This window comes from Streptomyces sp. NPDC005955 (genome assembly GCF_042871255.1).
Taxonomy (GTDB): domain Bacteria; phylum Actinomycetota; class Actinomycetes; order Streptomycetales; family Streptomycetaceae; genus Streptomyces.
Window position 1 is genome coordinate 297248 of sequence record NZ_JBIAIF010000004.1, and the last position, 16102, is coordinate 313349.

General features: G+C 74.7%; 10 protein-coding genes. 2 read left to right on the forward strand and 8 right to left on the reverse strand.

Features of this window, described 5'->3' with window-relative positions; all coding sequences use genetic code 11:
• Positions 1-2: 2 nt before the first annotated feature.
• Positions 3-629: a TetR/AcrR family transcriptional regulator gene (locus ACFYOU_RS13065; protein ID WP_389761540.1), complete on the reverse strand. Its 627-nt coding sequence runs from the start codon at positions 627-629 to the stop codon at positions 3-5.
• A 73-nt stretch (positions 630-702) separates the two neighbouring features.
• On the opposite strand from ACFYOU_RS13065, the gene ACFYOU_RS13070 reads away from it, so the two are divergent.
• On the forward strand, positions 703-1527 hold the full coding sequence (locus tag ACFYOU_RS13070) for a methyltransferase domain-containing protein (RefSeq protein ID WP_391305351.1): 825 nt from the start codon (positions 703-705) through the stop codon (positions 1525-1527).
• A gap of 88 nt (positions 1528-1615) precedes the next feature.
• A complete protein-coding gene (locus ACFYOU_RS13075; protein WP_391305353.1) occupies positions 1616-2383 on the forward strand; it encodes an FCD domain-containing protein in 768 nt (255 codons plus the stop codon).
• A 37-nt stretch (positions 2384-2420) separates the two neighbouring features.
• Here the strand turns inward: ACFYOU_RS13075 and ACFYOU_RS13080 are convergent, their stop codons facing one another.
• From ACFYOU_RS13080 to ACFYOU_RS13110, 7 genes are all read right to left on the reverse strand, one after another.
• The gene (locus tag ACFYOU_RS13080; RefSeq protein WP_389761536.1) at positions 2421-2690 is read right to left on the reverse strand and encodes a hypothetical protein; all 270 of its coding nucleotides are present in this window, start codon (positions 2688-2690) and stop codon (positions 2421-2423) included.
• A 55-nt stretch (positions 2691-2745) separates the two neighbouring features.
• Positions 2746-4323: an AMP-binding protein gene (locus ACFYOU_RS13085; RefSeq protein ID WP_391305355.1), complete on the reverse strand. Its 1578-nt coding sequence runs from the start codon at positions 4321-4323 to the stop codon at positions 2746-2748.
• Positions 4320-5732, reverse strand: a complete 1413-nt coding sequence (locus tag ACFYOU_RS13090) for a cytochrome P450 (protein WP_391305356.1) — start codon at positions 5730-5732, stop codon at positions 4320-4322. The genes ACFYOU_RS13085 and ACFYOU_RS13090 overlap by 4 nt, the downstream gene beginning before the upstream one ends.
• A gap of 85 nt (positions 5733-5817) precedes the next feature.
• Positions 5818-12786: an SDR family NAD(P)-dependent oxidoreductase gene (locus tag ACFYOU_RS13095; RefSeq protein WP_391305358.1), complete on the reverse strand. Its 6969-nt coding sequence runs from the start codon at positions 12784-12786 to the stop codon at positions 5818-5820.
• 396 nt (positions 12787-13182) lie between these two features.
• Positions 13183-13410: a hypothetical protein gene (locus ACFYOU_RS13100; RefSeq protein WP_391305360.1), complete on the reverse strand. Its 228-nt coding sequence runs from the start codon at positions 13408-13410 to the stop codon at positions 13183-13185.
• Entirely contained in the window at positions 13410-13817 is a 408-nt protein-coding gene (locus ACFYOU_RS13105) for a carboxymuconolactone decarboxylase family protein (protein ID WP_389761524.1), read from the reverse strand. Before ACFYOU_RS13105 ends, ACFYOU_RS13100 begins: the two co-directional genes overlap by 1 nt.
• A 142-nt stretch (positions 13818-13959) precedes the next feature.
• A complete protein-coding gene (locus ACFYOU_RS13110) occupies positions 13960-16020 on the reverse strand; it encodes a neutral/alkaline non-lysosomal ceramidase N-terminal domain-containing protein (RefSeq protein WP_391305362.1) in 2061 nt (686 codons plus the stop codon).
• Between the last annotated feature and the right edge of the window lie 82 nt (positions 16021-16102).

Consider the following 16102-nt stretch of genomic DNA (forward strand, 5'->3'; position numbering starts at 1 on the left):
GGTCAGGCACGGCCGTCGTGCGCTGTGCCGGTCGACGGCGTGTGCAGGGCGCCCCCCAGTACGGTGCCCACCGTCCGGGCGACGGCCGCGGCGTCCGGGGCGCTGCGGTCCGGGTCGGCGAACAGCAGGTGGGCGGCGCCGACCAGGGTGGGCGCGAGGAGGTCCACCTCGGCGTCGGCGGCCAGGCGGCCCATGCGGCGCTCGGCGTGCAGATAGCGGGCGACCGTGTCGGTGGCTTCCGCGAGGAGCGGGACGCCGGTCGGCGTGGTGCGGCGCAGCCGGGCGCGCAGGTCGTCCCGGGAGATGACGAGACCGACGATCCGCAGCGCGACGGAGCCGAACAGGTCGGTCAGTGCACCGGTGAGGTTGCCGATGACCGTGCCCGACCCTGCGGTGCCGACCAGGGCGTCCGCCCGGGCGTCGATCCGGGCGATCCGGTCGGCGACGAGCTCGGCGAGGAACGTGTCGAAGTCGGCGAAGTGGCGGTGCAGCACGCCCTTGGCGCAGCCCGCCTCGGTGGTGACGGCGCGGCTGGTCAGCGCCTGCGGTCCGGCCCTGAGCAGGACGCGCTCCGCGGCGTCGAAGAGTTGGGGGCGCACCTCCCGGATGGCCACGCCTGTCGGTGTCACGGTCCGCTCCCCTTCCGGCGGGAAACCGCCCTGCCGATTGACGAGTGGGCGGGCGCCCACTAGAAATGGGCACATGCCCACTCTATCGTCGGGGGACTCGCGCCCCGCCGCACGGGAACCCCATCGCGCCCGCGGTCCGGCCGAGTCCTTCGGTACGGACCCGGCCCGCTACGACCGCACCCGGCCCCGCTACCCCGACGCCCTGGTGGAGCGGGTGGTAGCCGCCAGCCCCGGCCCCGACGTCCTCGACGTGGGCACGGGCACCGGGATAGCCGCCCGACAGTTCCGGGCGGCGGGGTGCCGGGTCCTGGGAATCGACGTGGACCCCAGGATGGCCGCCTTCGCGCGCCGGCACGGGGTGGAGACCGAGGTGGCGTCGTTCGAGACCTGGAACCGGGGGGAGCGGCTCTTCGACGCCGTCGTCGCCGGACAGACCTGGCACTGGGTGGACCCCGTCGTCGGAACCGCCGGGGCGGCTCGGGCGCTGCGCCCGGGTGGCCGGCTGGCGGTGTTCTGGAACGTCCAGCGCCCCGCTCCCGAACTGGCGGAGGCCTTCGCCGACGTCCGCCGTCGGGTGCTGCCCGACGCCCCGTTCCCCGGTGATGCCGGGCCCGGCACCACCGGGTACGAACTTCTGTGCGACCGGGCGGACGCGGCGCTGCGCGAGCAGGGTTCGTTCGGTGCGCCGCAGCGATGGCAGATCGACTGGGAACGGCCGTACACCCGTGACGCGTGGTTGGACCAGCTGCCCACCTTCGGGGGGCACGCCCAACTGCCGCCGTCCGCGCGGGCGGAACTCCTCGCCGGCACCGCCGCCGTGATCGATGCGCTGGGCGGTCGCTTCACCATGCCGTACACCACGGTCGTGGTGACGGCCGCCCGGACCGGCTCCGACTGAGGGCGCACGGCCCTGGGATACCTTGGGACCGCGACGGCCCCGGACGGTCGCCGCCACCGGGACGGGCGAGACGCGGGAGGACGGTCGAGTGGCGCGAACGAAAGGGGTGCCCGACGACAGCCCGTGGCACGCCCTGAGGGGGATCGCACAGGACCGGCGGGAGGGCGTGGCCGAGGAGGTCGCGGCGCGCATCCAGCGCCTCATCCTGGCGCGCGAGCTGCCCGACGGGGCGCGTCTGCCGTCCGAACGGGACCTCGCGGCCCTGGTGTCGACGAGCCGCCCCACGGTGAGTCAGGCCATCCGCATCCTCGTCGTCAAGGGGCTGGTCGAGTCGCGCCGGGGCTCCGGGGCGTACGTACGGCTCCGGCCCGAGACGACCCTCGCCACGTCGATGAACCTGATGCTCGACGTGGACCCGGATTCGGTGGACCAACTGGCCGAGCTGCGCCTGGCGTTGGAGACGGCCGGGATCGTGCGGGCCGTGGAGCGGGCCACCCCCGACGAACTCGCCGAGGGAGAGGTCGCCCTGGACCGCCTCGCGTCGAGCGCGGGCGACACGGCCAGTTGGATGAGCGCGGACACCTACTTCCACTCCACGCTGATCGGCGCGTCCCACAACGCCTACCTCACCTCGATGTTCGCGAGCGTGCACGGCGCGCTGATCGACTACGAGTACCGGGCGTGGATCGACGGCGGGACCGTCCCCAGTTGGCTGGAGGCCGACCAGGCGGCGGCCCTGACGGCCGTGCACGAGCCCATCCTGCGGGCCGTGCGCACCCGGGACGTGGAACTGGCCGTGTACGCGGTCCGCCACCACCACGAGGTGATGGCACGGCACCTGGCGCTACGGAAGTGAACCCCCGTCCCCCGCGACGCCCTCCGAGGGCGTGCGGTCAGGGGGTGTCGCCCTGCCAGTCGTACCGTCGTCGGTCGTCCGGCCGGGGACCGTACAGGGCGTGTCCACCGGCACCGTACCGTCCGATCTCCGTGCTCAGCGGGACGGTGGTCCGGCGGCGTTCCTCCGGCCAACCGGTGACGTCGAGCAGCAGGCCGTCGAGCGGGCCGCCGACCAGTTCGACGTAGTCGTGGCCCGGCCGGGGGCCCGGGTCGGGATCGTCGTGGTCGGCCCCGTAGACCCGTCGGCGCATGATCTCCTCGTTCATGCCCGCAGCATCGCAGCCGCCACTGACACACCCCGCCGGGCGCGTGGGAGATCGGCTAGCTCCGCACCGGTTCGCCGTGCGGGGCGTAACGCTCCCGCAGGTGCGCCTTGTCGGGTTTGCCCTGGGCGGTGAGGGGCAGGGCGGTCAGGCGGTGGAGGGCGACGGGGGCGCAGGGGGCTCCGCGGTGGGCGGTGACGAACGCGCGGACCTCGCTGAGGTCGAGACGGTGACCGGGGACGGGCACGGCGGCGGCGTGGATCAGTTCGGTGCGGTCGGGACCGGGCACCCCGAAGACCGCGCACTGGCTGACCCCGGGGTGGGTGAGGAGGAGGTCCTCCAGCTCGGACGGGTAGACGTGCAGGGGGAGTTCGGCTCCCCCGACGAGCAGGACGTCCCTGAGCCGGTCGACGACGAAGAGGTGTCCCCGCTCGTCCAGGCGGCCCAGGTCGCCGGTGCGCAGCAAGCCGTCCCGCCACACCTCGGGGTCGAGTTCGGGGCGGTTCGCGTACCCCGACATCACGGTGGGCGAGCGTACGCAGATCTCCCCCGGGGCTCCGGGGGCCACGGGTCGGCCCCGTTCGTCCAGCAGGGCGAGGTCGACGCCGGGCAGCGGGCGACCGACGGAGAACGCGCCGTCCGGGCCGCTCGGCACGTGCTCGTGCGGGAGCAGCACGCTGATCGGCCCGGCCTCGGTCTGTCCGTAGTACCCGTACAGGACGGGGCCGAGGAGTTCGACGGCCCGGCGCAGTCGGGCGGCCGGGGCCGGGCAGCCCCCGTACGCCACCCGCGTCAGGCTGGACAGGTCGGTCGCGGCGAGGGCGGGGTGGTCGAGGAGTCGCCACAACAAGGCGGGTGACAGCCAGAGTTGGGTGATGCGCTCCCGGGCGATGGTGCGCAGGACGTCGCCCGCCTCGAACCCGGGGCGCAGGACGACGGAGCCGCCGTGGAGCAGGGCGAGGTCGATGAGGGTGCCGACGGCGTAGCTGAAGTAGGTGCACAGGAGGTACCGGGGTGAGCCGGCGGGGTCCCGCAGGGCCCTGCCGAGGGCGGCCAGCCGGACGGCGTGGCTCATCCGGACGCCCTTGGGGGTTCCGGTGGTGCCGCCCGTGTAGACGACGCACCAGTCGGTCCCGGGGTGGACGCGGACCGCGAACGGGGTGGCCGGGTGGCCGGCGCAGGCGGCGAGGGCGTCGGTGGCGAGGGCCGGTGGTCCGGGGGGATGCGGTCCGAGTGTCAGCAGGGCGGGGCCGTCGGGGATGAGCGGCAGCGTCCGTGCCGTCGCGCACCGGTCCGCGTCGACGAGCAGGAGTGTGCATCCGGCGTCCGCGAGCACTCGGGCGAGCGTCGCGGGCGGCGCGCCGCCGTGCAGTACGACGACGCGGGCGCCGGTGAGCGCGACCGCGTACCGCGCCTGGACCGCTTCGGGGGTGTTCCCGACGAGCAGTCCGACGGTGGTGCCGGGGCCGGTGCCGCGCTCGACCAGGTAGCGGGCGAGGCGGCGGGCGGTGTCGCACACGTCCCCGGCGGTGACCTGGCGTCCGTCGGCGGTGTGCAGCACCGGCCGGTCACGGTCCGCGGCGAGGGCGTCGAGGATCGGCTCGGCGTAGTTCACGTGCGCGGGGCCGGGGTTCATCCGGGCCGCCCGGGGGTCGGGCGGGTGGCGCGGTCGGTGATGCGCATGCGCAGCCCGCGGGGGGTGAGGGTGGACAGGGCCGAGAAGCGCGGGGGTCGTCCGCCGCTCGGCACGAGTCGCCAGCGCGCGGCGATGGTGGCGAGCACCAGGGTGGCCTGGACCACGCCGAAGCGGTCTCCGATGCACTTGCGGGCTCCGGAGCCGAAGGGCAGGTAGGCCGCCCGGTCGGGCCGTCGGTCCCGCCACCGGTCGGGGTCGAAGCGGTCGGGCTCGGGGTAGACGTCCGGGCGCCGGTGGATGACGTAGGGGCTGACGCCGAGGACGGTGCCGCGGGGCAGGGCGAAGGTGCCGAGCACGGTGTCCTGGGTGACCTCACGGGTCATCATCCACAGGGGCGGGTACAGGCGCAGCGTTTCGGTGAGCACGTTCGCGGTGGTGGGCAGGGAGGGCACGTCGGCGGGTGCGGGGAGCCTGCCGTCGAGCACGTCGTCGAGTTCGTGGTGGACCCGGCGTTCGACCTCGGGGTGGCGGGCCAGCAGGTGCCAGGCCCAGGCGAGGGCACTGGCGGTGGTCTCCACCCCGGCGACGAGGAACGTGAGGAGTTGGTCGACGGCTTCCGTGTCGGTCAGGCGGGGCGTGCCGTCCGGGCCGTCCGGGCCGCCGGCGGAGAGCAGGGCGTGCAGCAGGTCGTCCGGCGGGTCGGCGTCAGTGCGGCGGGCGGCGACGAGTCCGCCGAGGAGGGCGCGCAGCCGGACCTGGGCGCGGTCGTAGCGGTGTCGTTCCGGGCTGGGCACATGGCGGAGGAACGCGGGGGTGAGGGCGCGTCGGAGCACGCCCTCGACCACGGTCGCGATGTCGTCGGTGAGCGCACCGGTGGCGAGGGGGGCGTGGGCGGGCGCGTCGGTGGTGAACATGGTGGTGACCGCGGTGTGCACGGTGAGGGCCATCATCGTGGGGACCACGTCGAGTTCCCGGCCGTCGTGCCAGTCGTCCACGGCGGTGCGTGCCGCCTCGGTGAAGCTGTCGGCGTAGGCGGACATCCTCGGGGGTTGGAACGAGGGTTGGCACTGGCGTCGTTGGCGGCGGTGTTCGGCGTGGGAGCAGGTGAGGAGGGCGTTGCCGAGGACTTCGCGGCCCCGTTCGCTGAGCGGGCCGCCCTTGTCGAAGACCCGGTCGTTGAGGAGTACCTGTCGGGTCAGTTCGGGTTCGCACACCACGACCAGGGTCCGTGGACCGATCCGCACGCGCACCAGATCACCGCGGGCGGGCAGCCGCGACAGGAAGCCGAGGGGGTCGCGGGCGAGCGGGAGGGCGTGCCCCAGGACCGGGAGGGCTCCGGGGGCCGTCGGGAGAGGGGGTGCGCCGGTGCGTGCGGTCGGTCCGGCAGTGGTGCCGGCGGTGGTGGTCAAGGTAGTCCTCTCCGCGGTGTCCCGCGGTGTGGCCGGGAACGCGGTTGGTCGGGGGCGGGGTCGGTGGGGTGCCGGTTCCGGAGGGTCAGGGGCGCAGGGAGGCGAGCCAGGTCTCGACGGCCCGGGTGGTGTCCGGGGCGTGTTCCTCCAACATGGAGAAGTGGGCCCCGTCGACGGGCCGGCGGGTGTGCGGGACGGGCCAGTGTTGCGGCAGGTCGCTGTCGCGGGGGTGGACGAGGAGGGTGGGCGTGTCCAGCGGTTCGGGCGTCCAGTCGGCGAAGAGCTGCGAGTAGGCGCCGATAGCGGTGAGCATCGCCGGGGTGACGAGCGAGCGGGCGCGCCGGACCCGGTCGGTGACCTGGGCGGCCAGCCGGTCGGGAACCGCGCTCAGCAGGGGCGGGTCGAGGAGGACGAGCCCGGCCGCCGGGGTCCCGCGCCGTTGGAGGGTGTGGGCGAGTGCGTGGGCGAGGAGTCCGCCGGAGGAGTGGCCCAGCAGGACGTACGGTCCGGCGGGGTCGAGTCGGGTGAGGGCGTCGGCCCAGGCCCGGCTCAGGGTCGCGGTGTCGGCGGGGAGGTGTTCGTCGTCGCGGAGGCCGGGGAGTCCGATGGTCCACACGTCGTGCCGTCCGTCGAGCAGGGCGGCGAGACGGGCGTAGGGCTCGGAGGCGGGGGACGTGGTGAACGGGGGCAGACAGACGAGCCGCAGCGGGGCGGGACCGCGGCCGAGGCGTTCCCAGTCGCCGGTGGGGAGGTCCGCGGGGCGGGTGGTGGTCCGACGGTGGCGGGCGCCCTCCCGCAGGTGGCGCCGTCCCGACTCGTAGTCGCCCCGGGCCCAGGTGTCGAGGACGTCCGTGACGAACTTCGTGCCGCCCTCGGCGGGGTGGGCGGTGGTCGGGGTGAGGAGGGTGTCGAGGTGACGGGCGAGGGAGGTGGGGGTGGGGTGGTCGAACACGGCCGTGGCGGAGAGTTTGGTGCCCGTGGCGCGGCTCAGTCGGGTGCGCAGTTCGACGGAGGCGAGGGAGTCGAAGCCCGCCTCGCGGAACCGGCGTTCGGGGCGGACGGCCTCGGGGCCCGGATGTCCGAGGACGGTGGCCGCATGGGTGCGGACCAGGGCGACGAGGTGGGCGAGGCGTTCCCCGTCGGGCAGGGTCAGCAGGTGGGAGCGTTCGTCGTCGGGCGTGGGGGCGGTGCGGCGCGCGGGGCGGTGGTGGATCACTTCGGCGAGCAGGGCGGCGGGGGCCTGGTCGGCGGCCGCGGGGGCGACGGCGGTGACCGCGAGGTGCGGCTCGTCGAGGTCGAGGGCGGCGTCGAAGCCGGCCAGGGCCTGTCGGGTGCTCAGCGGTGCGAGTCCGTGTCGGGACAGTCGTGCCTGGTCGGTGGCGTGGAGGTGGGCGGTGAGCCCGCTGGTCTCCTGCCACAGGCCCCAGGACAGTGAGGTCGCGGGCAGCCCCTGCTGGCGGCGGTGGTGGGCGAGGGCGTCCAGATAGGCGTTGGCGGCGGCGTAGTTGGCCTGACCGGGGGTGCCGACGAGGCCGGCCATGCTGGAGTACAGCACGAAGGCCGCGAGGTCCGCGCCGCGGGTGAGGTCGTGCAGGTGCCGTGCCGCATCGGCCTTGGTCCGCAGGACCGTGTGCAGCCGGTCGGGCGTGAGGTCGCCGACGAGTCCGTCGTCGAGGGTTCCGGCGGCGTGCACGACGGCGGTCAGGGGGTGTTCGGCGGAGATTCCGGCGAGTACGTCGGCGAGGGCGGTGCGGTCCGCGACGTCGCAGGCGGCGAACGTCACATGGACGGGGCCCTGCGGGCGGTCGGCGAGTTCCCGGGCCAGGGCGCGGGCTCCGTCGGCCCGTTCGCCCCGCCGGCTGACGAGCAGCAGGTGGCGCACCCCGTGGACGTCGGCGAGGTGCCGGGCCAGCAGGGTGCCGAGGGTGCCGGTGCCGCCGGTGATGAGGACGGTGCCGTCCGGGTCGAGAGTGGTGCGCCGGGTCAGGACGATCTTGCCGGTGCTACGGCCCTGGCTGAGGAAGCGCAGGGCGCTGCGGGCGTGCCGCAGGGGCCAGGTCCGCACGGGCAGGGGGGGCAGGGTGCCCGCCCGGAACTGCTCCACGAGGTGGGCGAGCGCGCGTTCCGGGGCGGGGTGGTCACGGACGTCGAAGGCGCGGTAGCGGACGTCCGGGTACTCGGCGTGGACCTTGTCCGGGTCGCGGACGTCGGTCTTGCCCATCTCCAGGTAGCGACCGCCGGGCCGCAGCAGCCGCAGGGACGCGTCGACGAACTCCCCCGCGAGGCTGCCGAGGACGACGTCGAACCGGGCGCCACCGGTGGCCCGCAGCAGGGTGTCGTCGAAGTCGGGGGTGCGGGAGTCGGCGATGCGGTGCTCGGCGACTCCCGCGGCGGCGACCAGGGCGTGCTTGCCGGTGCTCGCGGTGGCGTGGACCTCCGCGCCGAGCCGGTGGGCGAGTTGGACGGCGGCCGTGCCCACGCCACCGGCCGCGGCGTGCACGAGGACCCGCTCGCCGGGGCGCAGGGCGGCGAGGTCGACCAGTGCGTGGTGGGCGGTCAGGTAGGCGGCGGTCGCGGCGGCGGCCTGCGGCAGGGTCCAGCCCCGGGGGACGGGCACGACCAGCCGGTGGTCGACGTCCACCCGGGGCGCGTACCCGCCGGCCTGCCACAACAGGCAGGCGGCGACCCGGTCGCCGGGGCGGAACGCGGTGACGTCCGCACCGGTCTCCAGAACCGTTCCGGCTACCTCGAAGCCGATCGCGTCGCCCTCCGCCATGCCGAGCGAGACGACCGCGTCACGGAAGTTGACTCCGCAGGAGTGGACCTGGATGCGCAGCCGGTCGGCGGCCACCGGCGCGGCGCCCGTGGTGTCGGTGACGGGCCCGATGTCCTCCAGGGTGCGGCTGGCCGCCGGGGCCAGCCGCCAGGGCGGGTCGTCGTCGGGCAGCGTCAGCCCGTCGCCGACGCCGTCGTGGGCGGGGACGAGGCGCTGGACGAGGAACTGGTCACCGCGGATCGCCACTTGGGGGTGGTCGCCGGCGAGGACCGCGGCGAGGGCGGCGGACGCGGGGTTCGCGTGGCCGGCGGCGTCCTCGGTGTCGACGAGGAACACCCGGCCGGGGTGCTCGCTCTGTACCGAGCGCATCAGACCGGCGCAGGAGGCGGCCACCGGATCGTGGACGGAATCCCCGAAGGAGGTGGCGTGGGCGCGACGGGTCAGGACCAGCAGTCGGATGGCGGCCAGTTCTTCGCGGGCCAGGAACACCTGCGTCTCACCGAGCAGACGGGCGAGGCGCGGGCCGGGTTCGATGGCCGCCGCGCGGTCGTCGGGGCCGGTGCGACAGTCCAGGACCACGGCGTCGGGGGCGGGTGCACCGGCGGCGAGCGCGTCGGCCAGGGCGGACATGTCGGGGAGGGAACGGCCCGGGACCGGTCCCCCGGACGGGCCGACGGTCACCCAGTCGCCGGGCGGGCCGCCGTCGGGGAGGGTGACGGGCCGCCAGACGGGGGCGAAGAGCGTGGTGTCGGCGGCGGCGAGCGCGGCCCGCAGTCGGCGGGCGGTGGTGGGCCGCAGTCGGAGGTCGGTCAGGGTGACCACCGTCCGTCCGGCGGGGTCGACGGCGGTCAGGGACACCCGGTCGCCGTCCGCCGGTACCAGGGTGGCCCGCAGCGTGGTGGCGCCCTCGGTCAGCACCTCGACCCGGCCGATCGCGTAGGGCAGGAGCGTGCGGTCCGTGGCGCCGTCCAGCAACAGGCCGTGCAGCAGGGCGTCCAGCAGGGCGGGGTGCACCGCGTACCCGTCCGGTCCTGTGGTGCCGTCCCCGGTGAGCCGGGCCTCCGTGTACCGGGTCTCCCCCTCGCGCCAGGCGCCGGTGAGGCCGCGGAACGCGGGACCGTACGCGTAGCCGCGTCGTTCCAGGGCGCGGTAGCAGTCGTCGACCGCGACGGGCTCGGCGCCGGGCGGCGGCCAGGGGGCCGTCGTCGGGGCGGGGGGCCCGGGGGGTGTCGCGGTGGCGGTCGCCTCGGCGTGCCGGGTCCACCCTCCGGTCGCGGTGTGGCCCCGGGAGTGGAGGGTGAGCAGTCGGCCGCCGTCGGTGTCGGGCGTGCAGTGCACCTGGACGTCGACGGCGGTGTCCGGCAGCACGAGGGGGGCGTGGAAGACGACGTCCTCCAGCCGGGCGGGCAGCCCGGCGCGGCGGGCGGCGTGCAGCAGCAGTTCGACCATGCCGGTGGCCGGGAGGAGGACGGTGCCGTGCACCGCGTGGTCGGCGAGCCAGGGCTGGTCGGCGGGTGCCAGTCGTCCGGTGCACAGCAGCGAGCCGTCCGGCAGTTCCGCCGTCGCGCCGAGCAGCGGGTGGCCCCCGTCGCGCAGCCCCGCCGCGGCCAGTTCGGGGGTGCGGCGCGCCGCGGCGGCCCAGTAGCGCTGCCGCTGGAACGGGTAGGTGGGCAGGTCGGTGACCCCGGTGCGCGGGTAGAGCGTGGTCCAGTCGAGGTCGGCTCCCCCGGTGTGCGCCGCGGCCAGGGCGGCGGCGAAGTCGGCCGTGCCCGCGCGCTCGCGCCGCAGGCTGGCGCTGACGGCGGCGTCACGGCCGGCGTCGGCGGCGATGTCGCGCAGCGGTCCGGTCAGCACCGGGTGCGGGGAGATCTCGATGAACTGGGTGAATCCCGCGGCGAGGGCGTGCCGCACGGCTTCGTCGAAGAGGACGGGGCGCCGCAGGTTGCGGTACCAGTAGCCGGCGTCGAGTTCGCCTTCCGCCACGGGTGTGCCCGTGGTCGAGGAGAACATCGGGACGACCGTCCGACCCGAGGTGGTGCCCTTCAGCGCGGAGTGCACGGCGCCGTGCACGGCCTCCACGTGCTGGCAGTGGGACGCGTAGTCGACGGGCAGTCGGCGCGCCCAGAGGCCCTCGGACGCGCAGGCGTCGAGCAGTTCGGTGACCGCGTCCGCGTCGCCCGCGACCACGGTGGCGGCCGGGCCGTTGACCACCGCGACCTCGATGCGGCCCGCCCAGGGGGCGAGCAGTTCCGCGGCCCGGGAGGCGGGCACGGCCAGCGACACCATGGCGCCCCGGGCGGTGATGCCCCGCAGCAGCCTGCTGCGCAGGGCCACCACGCGGGCGGCTTCCTCCAGGCTCACCGCTCCGGAGACGTACGCGGCGGCGATCTCGCCCTGGCTGTGGCCGATGACGGCGGCGGGGCGCACCCCGTGGGAGCGCCACAGCACGGCGAGGGACACGTACATGGCGAACAGGGCGGGTTGCACCACGTCGGCGCGTTCCAGCGGCGGGGCGTGCGGTGCGCCGCGGACGACGGCGGTGACGTCGTCGTCGGTCCACGGGCGCAGGGCACGGGCGCACGCTTCGAACGCCTCGGCGAACCGCGGGGACTCGGCGAGCAGTCGGGCGCCCATCCCCTGCCACTGGGCGCCCTGCCCGGGGAAGACGAAGACCGGGCCGGGGCCGTCGATGGCCCGGGAGCGGGCGGCGGCCTCGTGCTGGCCGTCGGTCGCCAACGCGTCGAGGGCGGTGAGGAGTCCGTCCCGGTCGGTGCCGGTGACGGCGGCCCGTTCGGTGAGGGCACTGCGGGTGGTGGCGAGGGAGTGGCCGACGGCGGCGAGGTCCGTGGCGGGGTCCTGGCGCAGCCGACGGGCCAGTGCCGCCGCTTGCGGAGCGAGCGCTTCGGGGGTCGCCGCGTACAGCGGCCACACCAGCGGCGCCTCACCGCGGCGGGGCCGGACGACCCGGGGCGTGTCGGGTGCCTCTTCGACCAGTACGTGGGCGTTGGTGCCGCTGATGCCGTAGGCCAGTACCCCGGCCCGGCGGGGCTCGTCGCCGCGCGGCCAGGGGCGGTTGCGGTGCAGCAGCCGCATCGTGCCGGCCGACCAGTCCACCGCCGGGGTCGGGTGGGCGGCGTGCAGGGTGGCCGGCATCTCCTCGTGTCGCAGGGCGAGCACCGTCTTGACGAGCCCGGCGAGTCCGGCGGCGGCCTGGGTGTGGCCGATGTTGGACTTGACCGAGCCGATCCACACGGGGTCGTCGGGTGTCCGGCCGCTGGCGTAGGCGTCCTGAAGGGTGGCCGCTTCGACGGGGTCGCCGACCGGGGTGCCGGTGCCGTGCGCTTCCACCAGGTCGACCTGGTGCGGGTGGAGTCCGGCGTCCCGGAGGGCGTCGGCGATCACGGCCCGCTGCGCGGTGCCGTTGGGCACGGTCAGTCCGGTGCCGGTGCCGTCCTCGTTGAGTGCGCTGCCCCGGATGACGGCGAGGACGCACTGTCCGGCGGCGCGGGCCCGGGACAGCGGGGTCAGCAGCAGGGCGGCGACCCCTTCGGCGGGGGCGAAGCCGTCCGCTTCGGCGGCGAAGGACTTGCACCGGCCGTCGGCGGTGACGGCGCCGAGCCGGGAGAAGTAGACCAGGACGTCGGGTTCGGCCATGACGCACACCCCGGCCGCGATCGCACTGTCGCACTCCCCCGCGCGCAGGGCGCGTACGGCGAGGTGGACGGCGGCGAGCGAGGAGGAGCAGGCGGTGTCCACGGACAGGGCGGGTCCGTGCAGCCCGAGCGCGTAGGAGATCCGGCCGGCCGCGGCGCTCACCGAGAGGCCGGTGGGCAGGTACGCCTCCAGGTCGGCTTCCGGCTGTCCCAGGCGGCACAGGTAGCGGCTCTCGCTGATGCCCACGTACACGCCGGTGCGCGAGCCGCGGAGCGCGGTGGGGGCGGTGCGGGCGTGCTCCACGGCGCCCCAGGCGCTTTCCAGGAGCAGCCGTTGTTGGGGGTCCATGGCGGTGGCCTCGCGGGGGCCCACGCCGAAGAAGGCCGCGTCGAAGTCCCCGGCCCGGGGCAGGAACCCGCCCTGGCGCACGTAGGTGACGCCGGCCGCGGCGGGGTCCGGGTGGGTGAGCCGCCCCAGGTCCCAGCCCCGGTCCCGGGGCAGTCCGGTGCGGAAGTGCCGGCCCGCGGAAAGGAATCTCCAGAATTCCTCGGGGGACTCGCAGTCGCCCGGGAACCGGCAGTTCATTCCGACGACGGCGATGGATTCCTGGGCGGACGGCCCCACGCCAAACCTCCTGAGGGTAGCGCCGCGGAACAACGACGAGCCGATCATCGGACTGATGAAGGGGCTGCTGGTCGCCAGCGGTACGGCTCCGTGTGCACGTACGCGCTGCGGCGTTGTGCAGTGTTGAGGTCACGGAGGGACCCAGTCAAAACCGGTTCACCCGGAAGGTTGGCGGGCCGCCCTTCGGGTCCGGCCGGGGGCCGCGCCCGTACGGGCCTCGGACGTGAGGGCGATTCGCGGGGCGGTCTGCGGGCGGGGTGGGGGCGTCCCGTTGACGAGCGGGCGCGGCGTCGCGACGGCGGGTCCGGGCACCACGTCCCGTCCGGCGTGACCGGCCCCGCGACGGCCAGTCGGGGGCGGCCGATCGGTCGGAGGCGGACGGCCGGGCGGGAGCGGTCAGTCGGGCGGGCGGGGCGGCGGTGCGTCCGGGTGCGGGGTGGGGGCGAGGCTGCGCACCTGGGCGTCGTAGTCCGTGAGCAGGGCGCGCAGCTCTTCCAGCGCCTCGGCGGGTACGCCCGGCGGTTCACTCTCGGTGACGTAACGGGCCGCGGTGGTCAGCGCGGCCAGTTCGTGGACGTGGAGGGTGGCCCGCAGGACGGTGGGACGGAGGCGTTCCAGTCGCATCAGGCGGCCCGGGACCGTAGGTGGTCGCCGATCTGGGCGAGTTCGGCGGCGAACCGGTCGTAGTCCTCCTGCATGCCGTTGATGTACGCGCTCCACCCCAGGCTGGCCTTGGCGTAGTGGACGGCTTCCTGGATCTCCTCGTCGGTGGCGCCGAACAGCTTCGCCGCTTCGGTGTGGAACAGGGAGCAGTAATGGCACTTCGTCTCGGCGTGCAGCCCGACACCGATCAGTTCCTTGTACTTGTTCGGGATCAGGGTCTCCCCCAGCTCGATGCGCTTGAAGATCTCCCATTCGGGCGCGAGGAGTTCGGTGGGGATCCGGGTGAAGAAGTGCGGGACGAGCCCGAGGGTCTCCTTGATGTCCGCTTCGATCGCGGAGCGGTCGACCGTCGCGTTCGTGGCGTTCATGGCGGGCTCCTCTCTCCAACGGGACCCGCGCACGCCGGACCGCGACGGGTCCTCCTCCCAGGGTAGTCCCGGCCCCCGGGGTCCGCCGGGCGGACGGCGACACGGGGCCGGGAGCGGTGGGCACCCGTCGGGTCGGCTCGGGTCAGCGGACCTCGAAGGCGGGCGAGACGCCGGTGAACGGGGTGATCCGGCCGAGGAGGTTCTTGCTGTCGCCGTGGTGGACGAAGCGGTACGTACCCGTGGGGGTGTCCGGGGCGATGGTCCAGGTGAGCGTGGCCCTGGAGGTGCCGGTGAGCCCGTTGAGGCGGGTCCAGCGGTAGCGGGTGCTCCAGTCGCCGTCGTCCAGGACCCGGGTCCAGCGGCCGTCGACGAGTCGCTGGACCTCCAGGAAGGTGCCCCCGCGGCGCAGGTCGTTCTTGGGGTGGGCGGTGGCGAACCCGACCGTGGCCGTGTCGCCGCGCCGGTACCGGGCCGCGGGCGGGGTGAGGACGGCCCCGAAGGACGAGCCGGGCGGCGGGGTGTCGTGGACCACCCCGGTCTGGAGGTTGATCTGCCGCCGTGACTCGTCGGGCACCGCCGCGCCGGGGTGCAGGGGCGTGCCGGCCCGCAGCGACGCGGCGACCTTCGCGAACTCCTGTTGGTAGGCGGGCAGGGTGTAGCGGCCGTACAGCGTGGAGCCGCCCTCGTACTGCTGGGCGTCGTACTCCTCGGGGGTCGTCGCGTACTGGGCGTAGGCGTTGGCGTACCCCTGGAGCAGCACGTGTTCGAGGGGCACGCCCAGTTCGCGGGCGACGGTGCGGCGCACCCTCAGCCCGGCGGTGATGGTGAACTCGCCGGGGGCGGCGACGAGGTGGAGGGGCCCGATCCGCATGATCTGGAGCGGGAGGACCCGCGGGGTGACCGGGTGGACGTGGTTCAGCAGGCCGGTGGGGACGAGGCTCGCCTTGGGGTACTGGCAGCTCTTGAGCCAGGTCGGGGTGTCGATGCGCAGGGCGTCGACGATCGAGGCGACGGGGCTGCGGGCGCCTTCGGTGAAACCGGGTAGGGCGGGGCCGTCCTCCACGCTGCCCGCGAGCGTCGAGGCGCCCACCACGGCCGGACAGGTGCGCTGCACGGTGCCGTCGGGCGTGTACGCCCCGGCGACGGTGACGTCCTCCATGTCGACGTGGGTGATGCGGGCGTCGACGGTGCCGGTGACGGGGGTCGCCGTCGCATGGACCTCGCGGGCCTTGACGAACTGCCGCTCGCCGATGATCCGGGCGTTCTCGAACTCGTCTTCGGTGGGTCCGGAACCGGGCTTGAGGTTCAGGTTGGGCGACAGGTCCCCGGCATTGGTGTTGGGGAAGGCGGCGACGAAGCCGGGGGTGTCGTCGAGGTAGCGCACGCCCTGGTGGTCGTGCTCCCAGGCGTACGAGGCGTAGCCCTTGTTGTCGGGGCTGATCAGCGTGTTCTTGTTGGTGATCGAGGTGTTGTGGGTCGCGAACCAGCTGATGGCGCCCACGTCCTCGCCGTCGCGGCGCAACCGCAGCACGGTCATGGCGGGGTCGATCGCACCGGGGAAGGCCGCGCGGTCCGGGGCGGGGTTGCGGTCGAAGGCGCTGCGGGAACGGTTGACGCTCGCATCGGTCAGGGTGCCGGTGCCCAGGCTCATCGTTCCGGGAGCGAGGTCCTGGTGAGCCTTCACCACGGACTCCACGATGCCGTCGACGACCGCGCGGTAGGTGCCCTGTTGGAACCCCAGGACGGACAGGTTGTACGCGAGGTGGTGCGAGTGGCCGCCCGGCCCGGAGTGGGTGTGCGTGGCGGACAACAGGACGTTCCGTGCTCCGTACAGGTCCCCGTACCGCTCGGCGAGTCGGGCGAGCACGCCTTGGCGGACGGCCTGGAAGATCATGCCGAGGTCCGCGTTGACGTAGACGACCCGGCTCCCGCTGGCCCGGTCCTGCACCACGAACGCGCGGGAACGCAGCCGTCCGTGGATGCCCGAGGTCTTCTGGTCGAAGCTGGAGTAGCCCATCATCCCGGTTTCGGCGGCTTCGCCGGTCACGTCCGCGATGCCCCGGCCGATGAGGTAGGGGTCCGCCGGGCCGTTCCCCGCCGCGGTGGCGGCGGGCGGCGGGGCACCGAGGAGGACCGCGGCGCAGGCCGTGGTGGTGGCGAGGGCGAACAGCCGGTGGCGTGCGCGACGGGGCGGGGGCGACATCCATCCTCCTGAACTCGCGGGTAACTTCCGTGCCGCGCCGCAATATACGAGTCGCGCCCCCTCGTGTCACCGGTTGCGACAG

Bases quoted from the DNA above. Each gene is read 5' to 3' on its own strand.
- ACFYOU_RS13070 (WP_391305351.1), top strand. From the start codon at position 703: ATGCCCACTCTATCGTCGGGGGACTCGCGCCCCGCCGCACGGGAACCC.
- ACFYOU_RS13080 (WP_389761536.1), bottom strand. From the start codon at position 2,690: ATGAACGAGGAGATCATGCGCCGACGGGTCTACGGGGCCGACCACGAC.
- ACFYOU_RS13085 (WP_391305355.1), bottom strand. From the start codon at position 4,323: ATGAACCCCGGCCCCGCGCACGTGAACTACGCCGAGCCGATCCTCGAC.
- ACFYOU_RS13100 (WP_391305360.1), bottom strand. From the start codon at position 13,410: ATGCGACTGGAACGCCTCCGTCCCACCGTCCTGCGGGCCACCCTCCAC.
- ACFYOU_RS13105 (WP_389761524.1), bottom strand. From the start codon at position 13,817: ATGAACGCCACGAACGCGACGGTCGACCGCTCCGCGATCGAAGCGGAC.
- ACFYOU_RS13110 (WP_391305362.1), bottom strand. From the start codon at position 16,020: ATGTCGCCCCCGCCCCGTCGCGCACGCCACCGGCTGTTCGCCCTCGCC.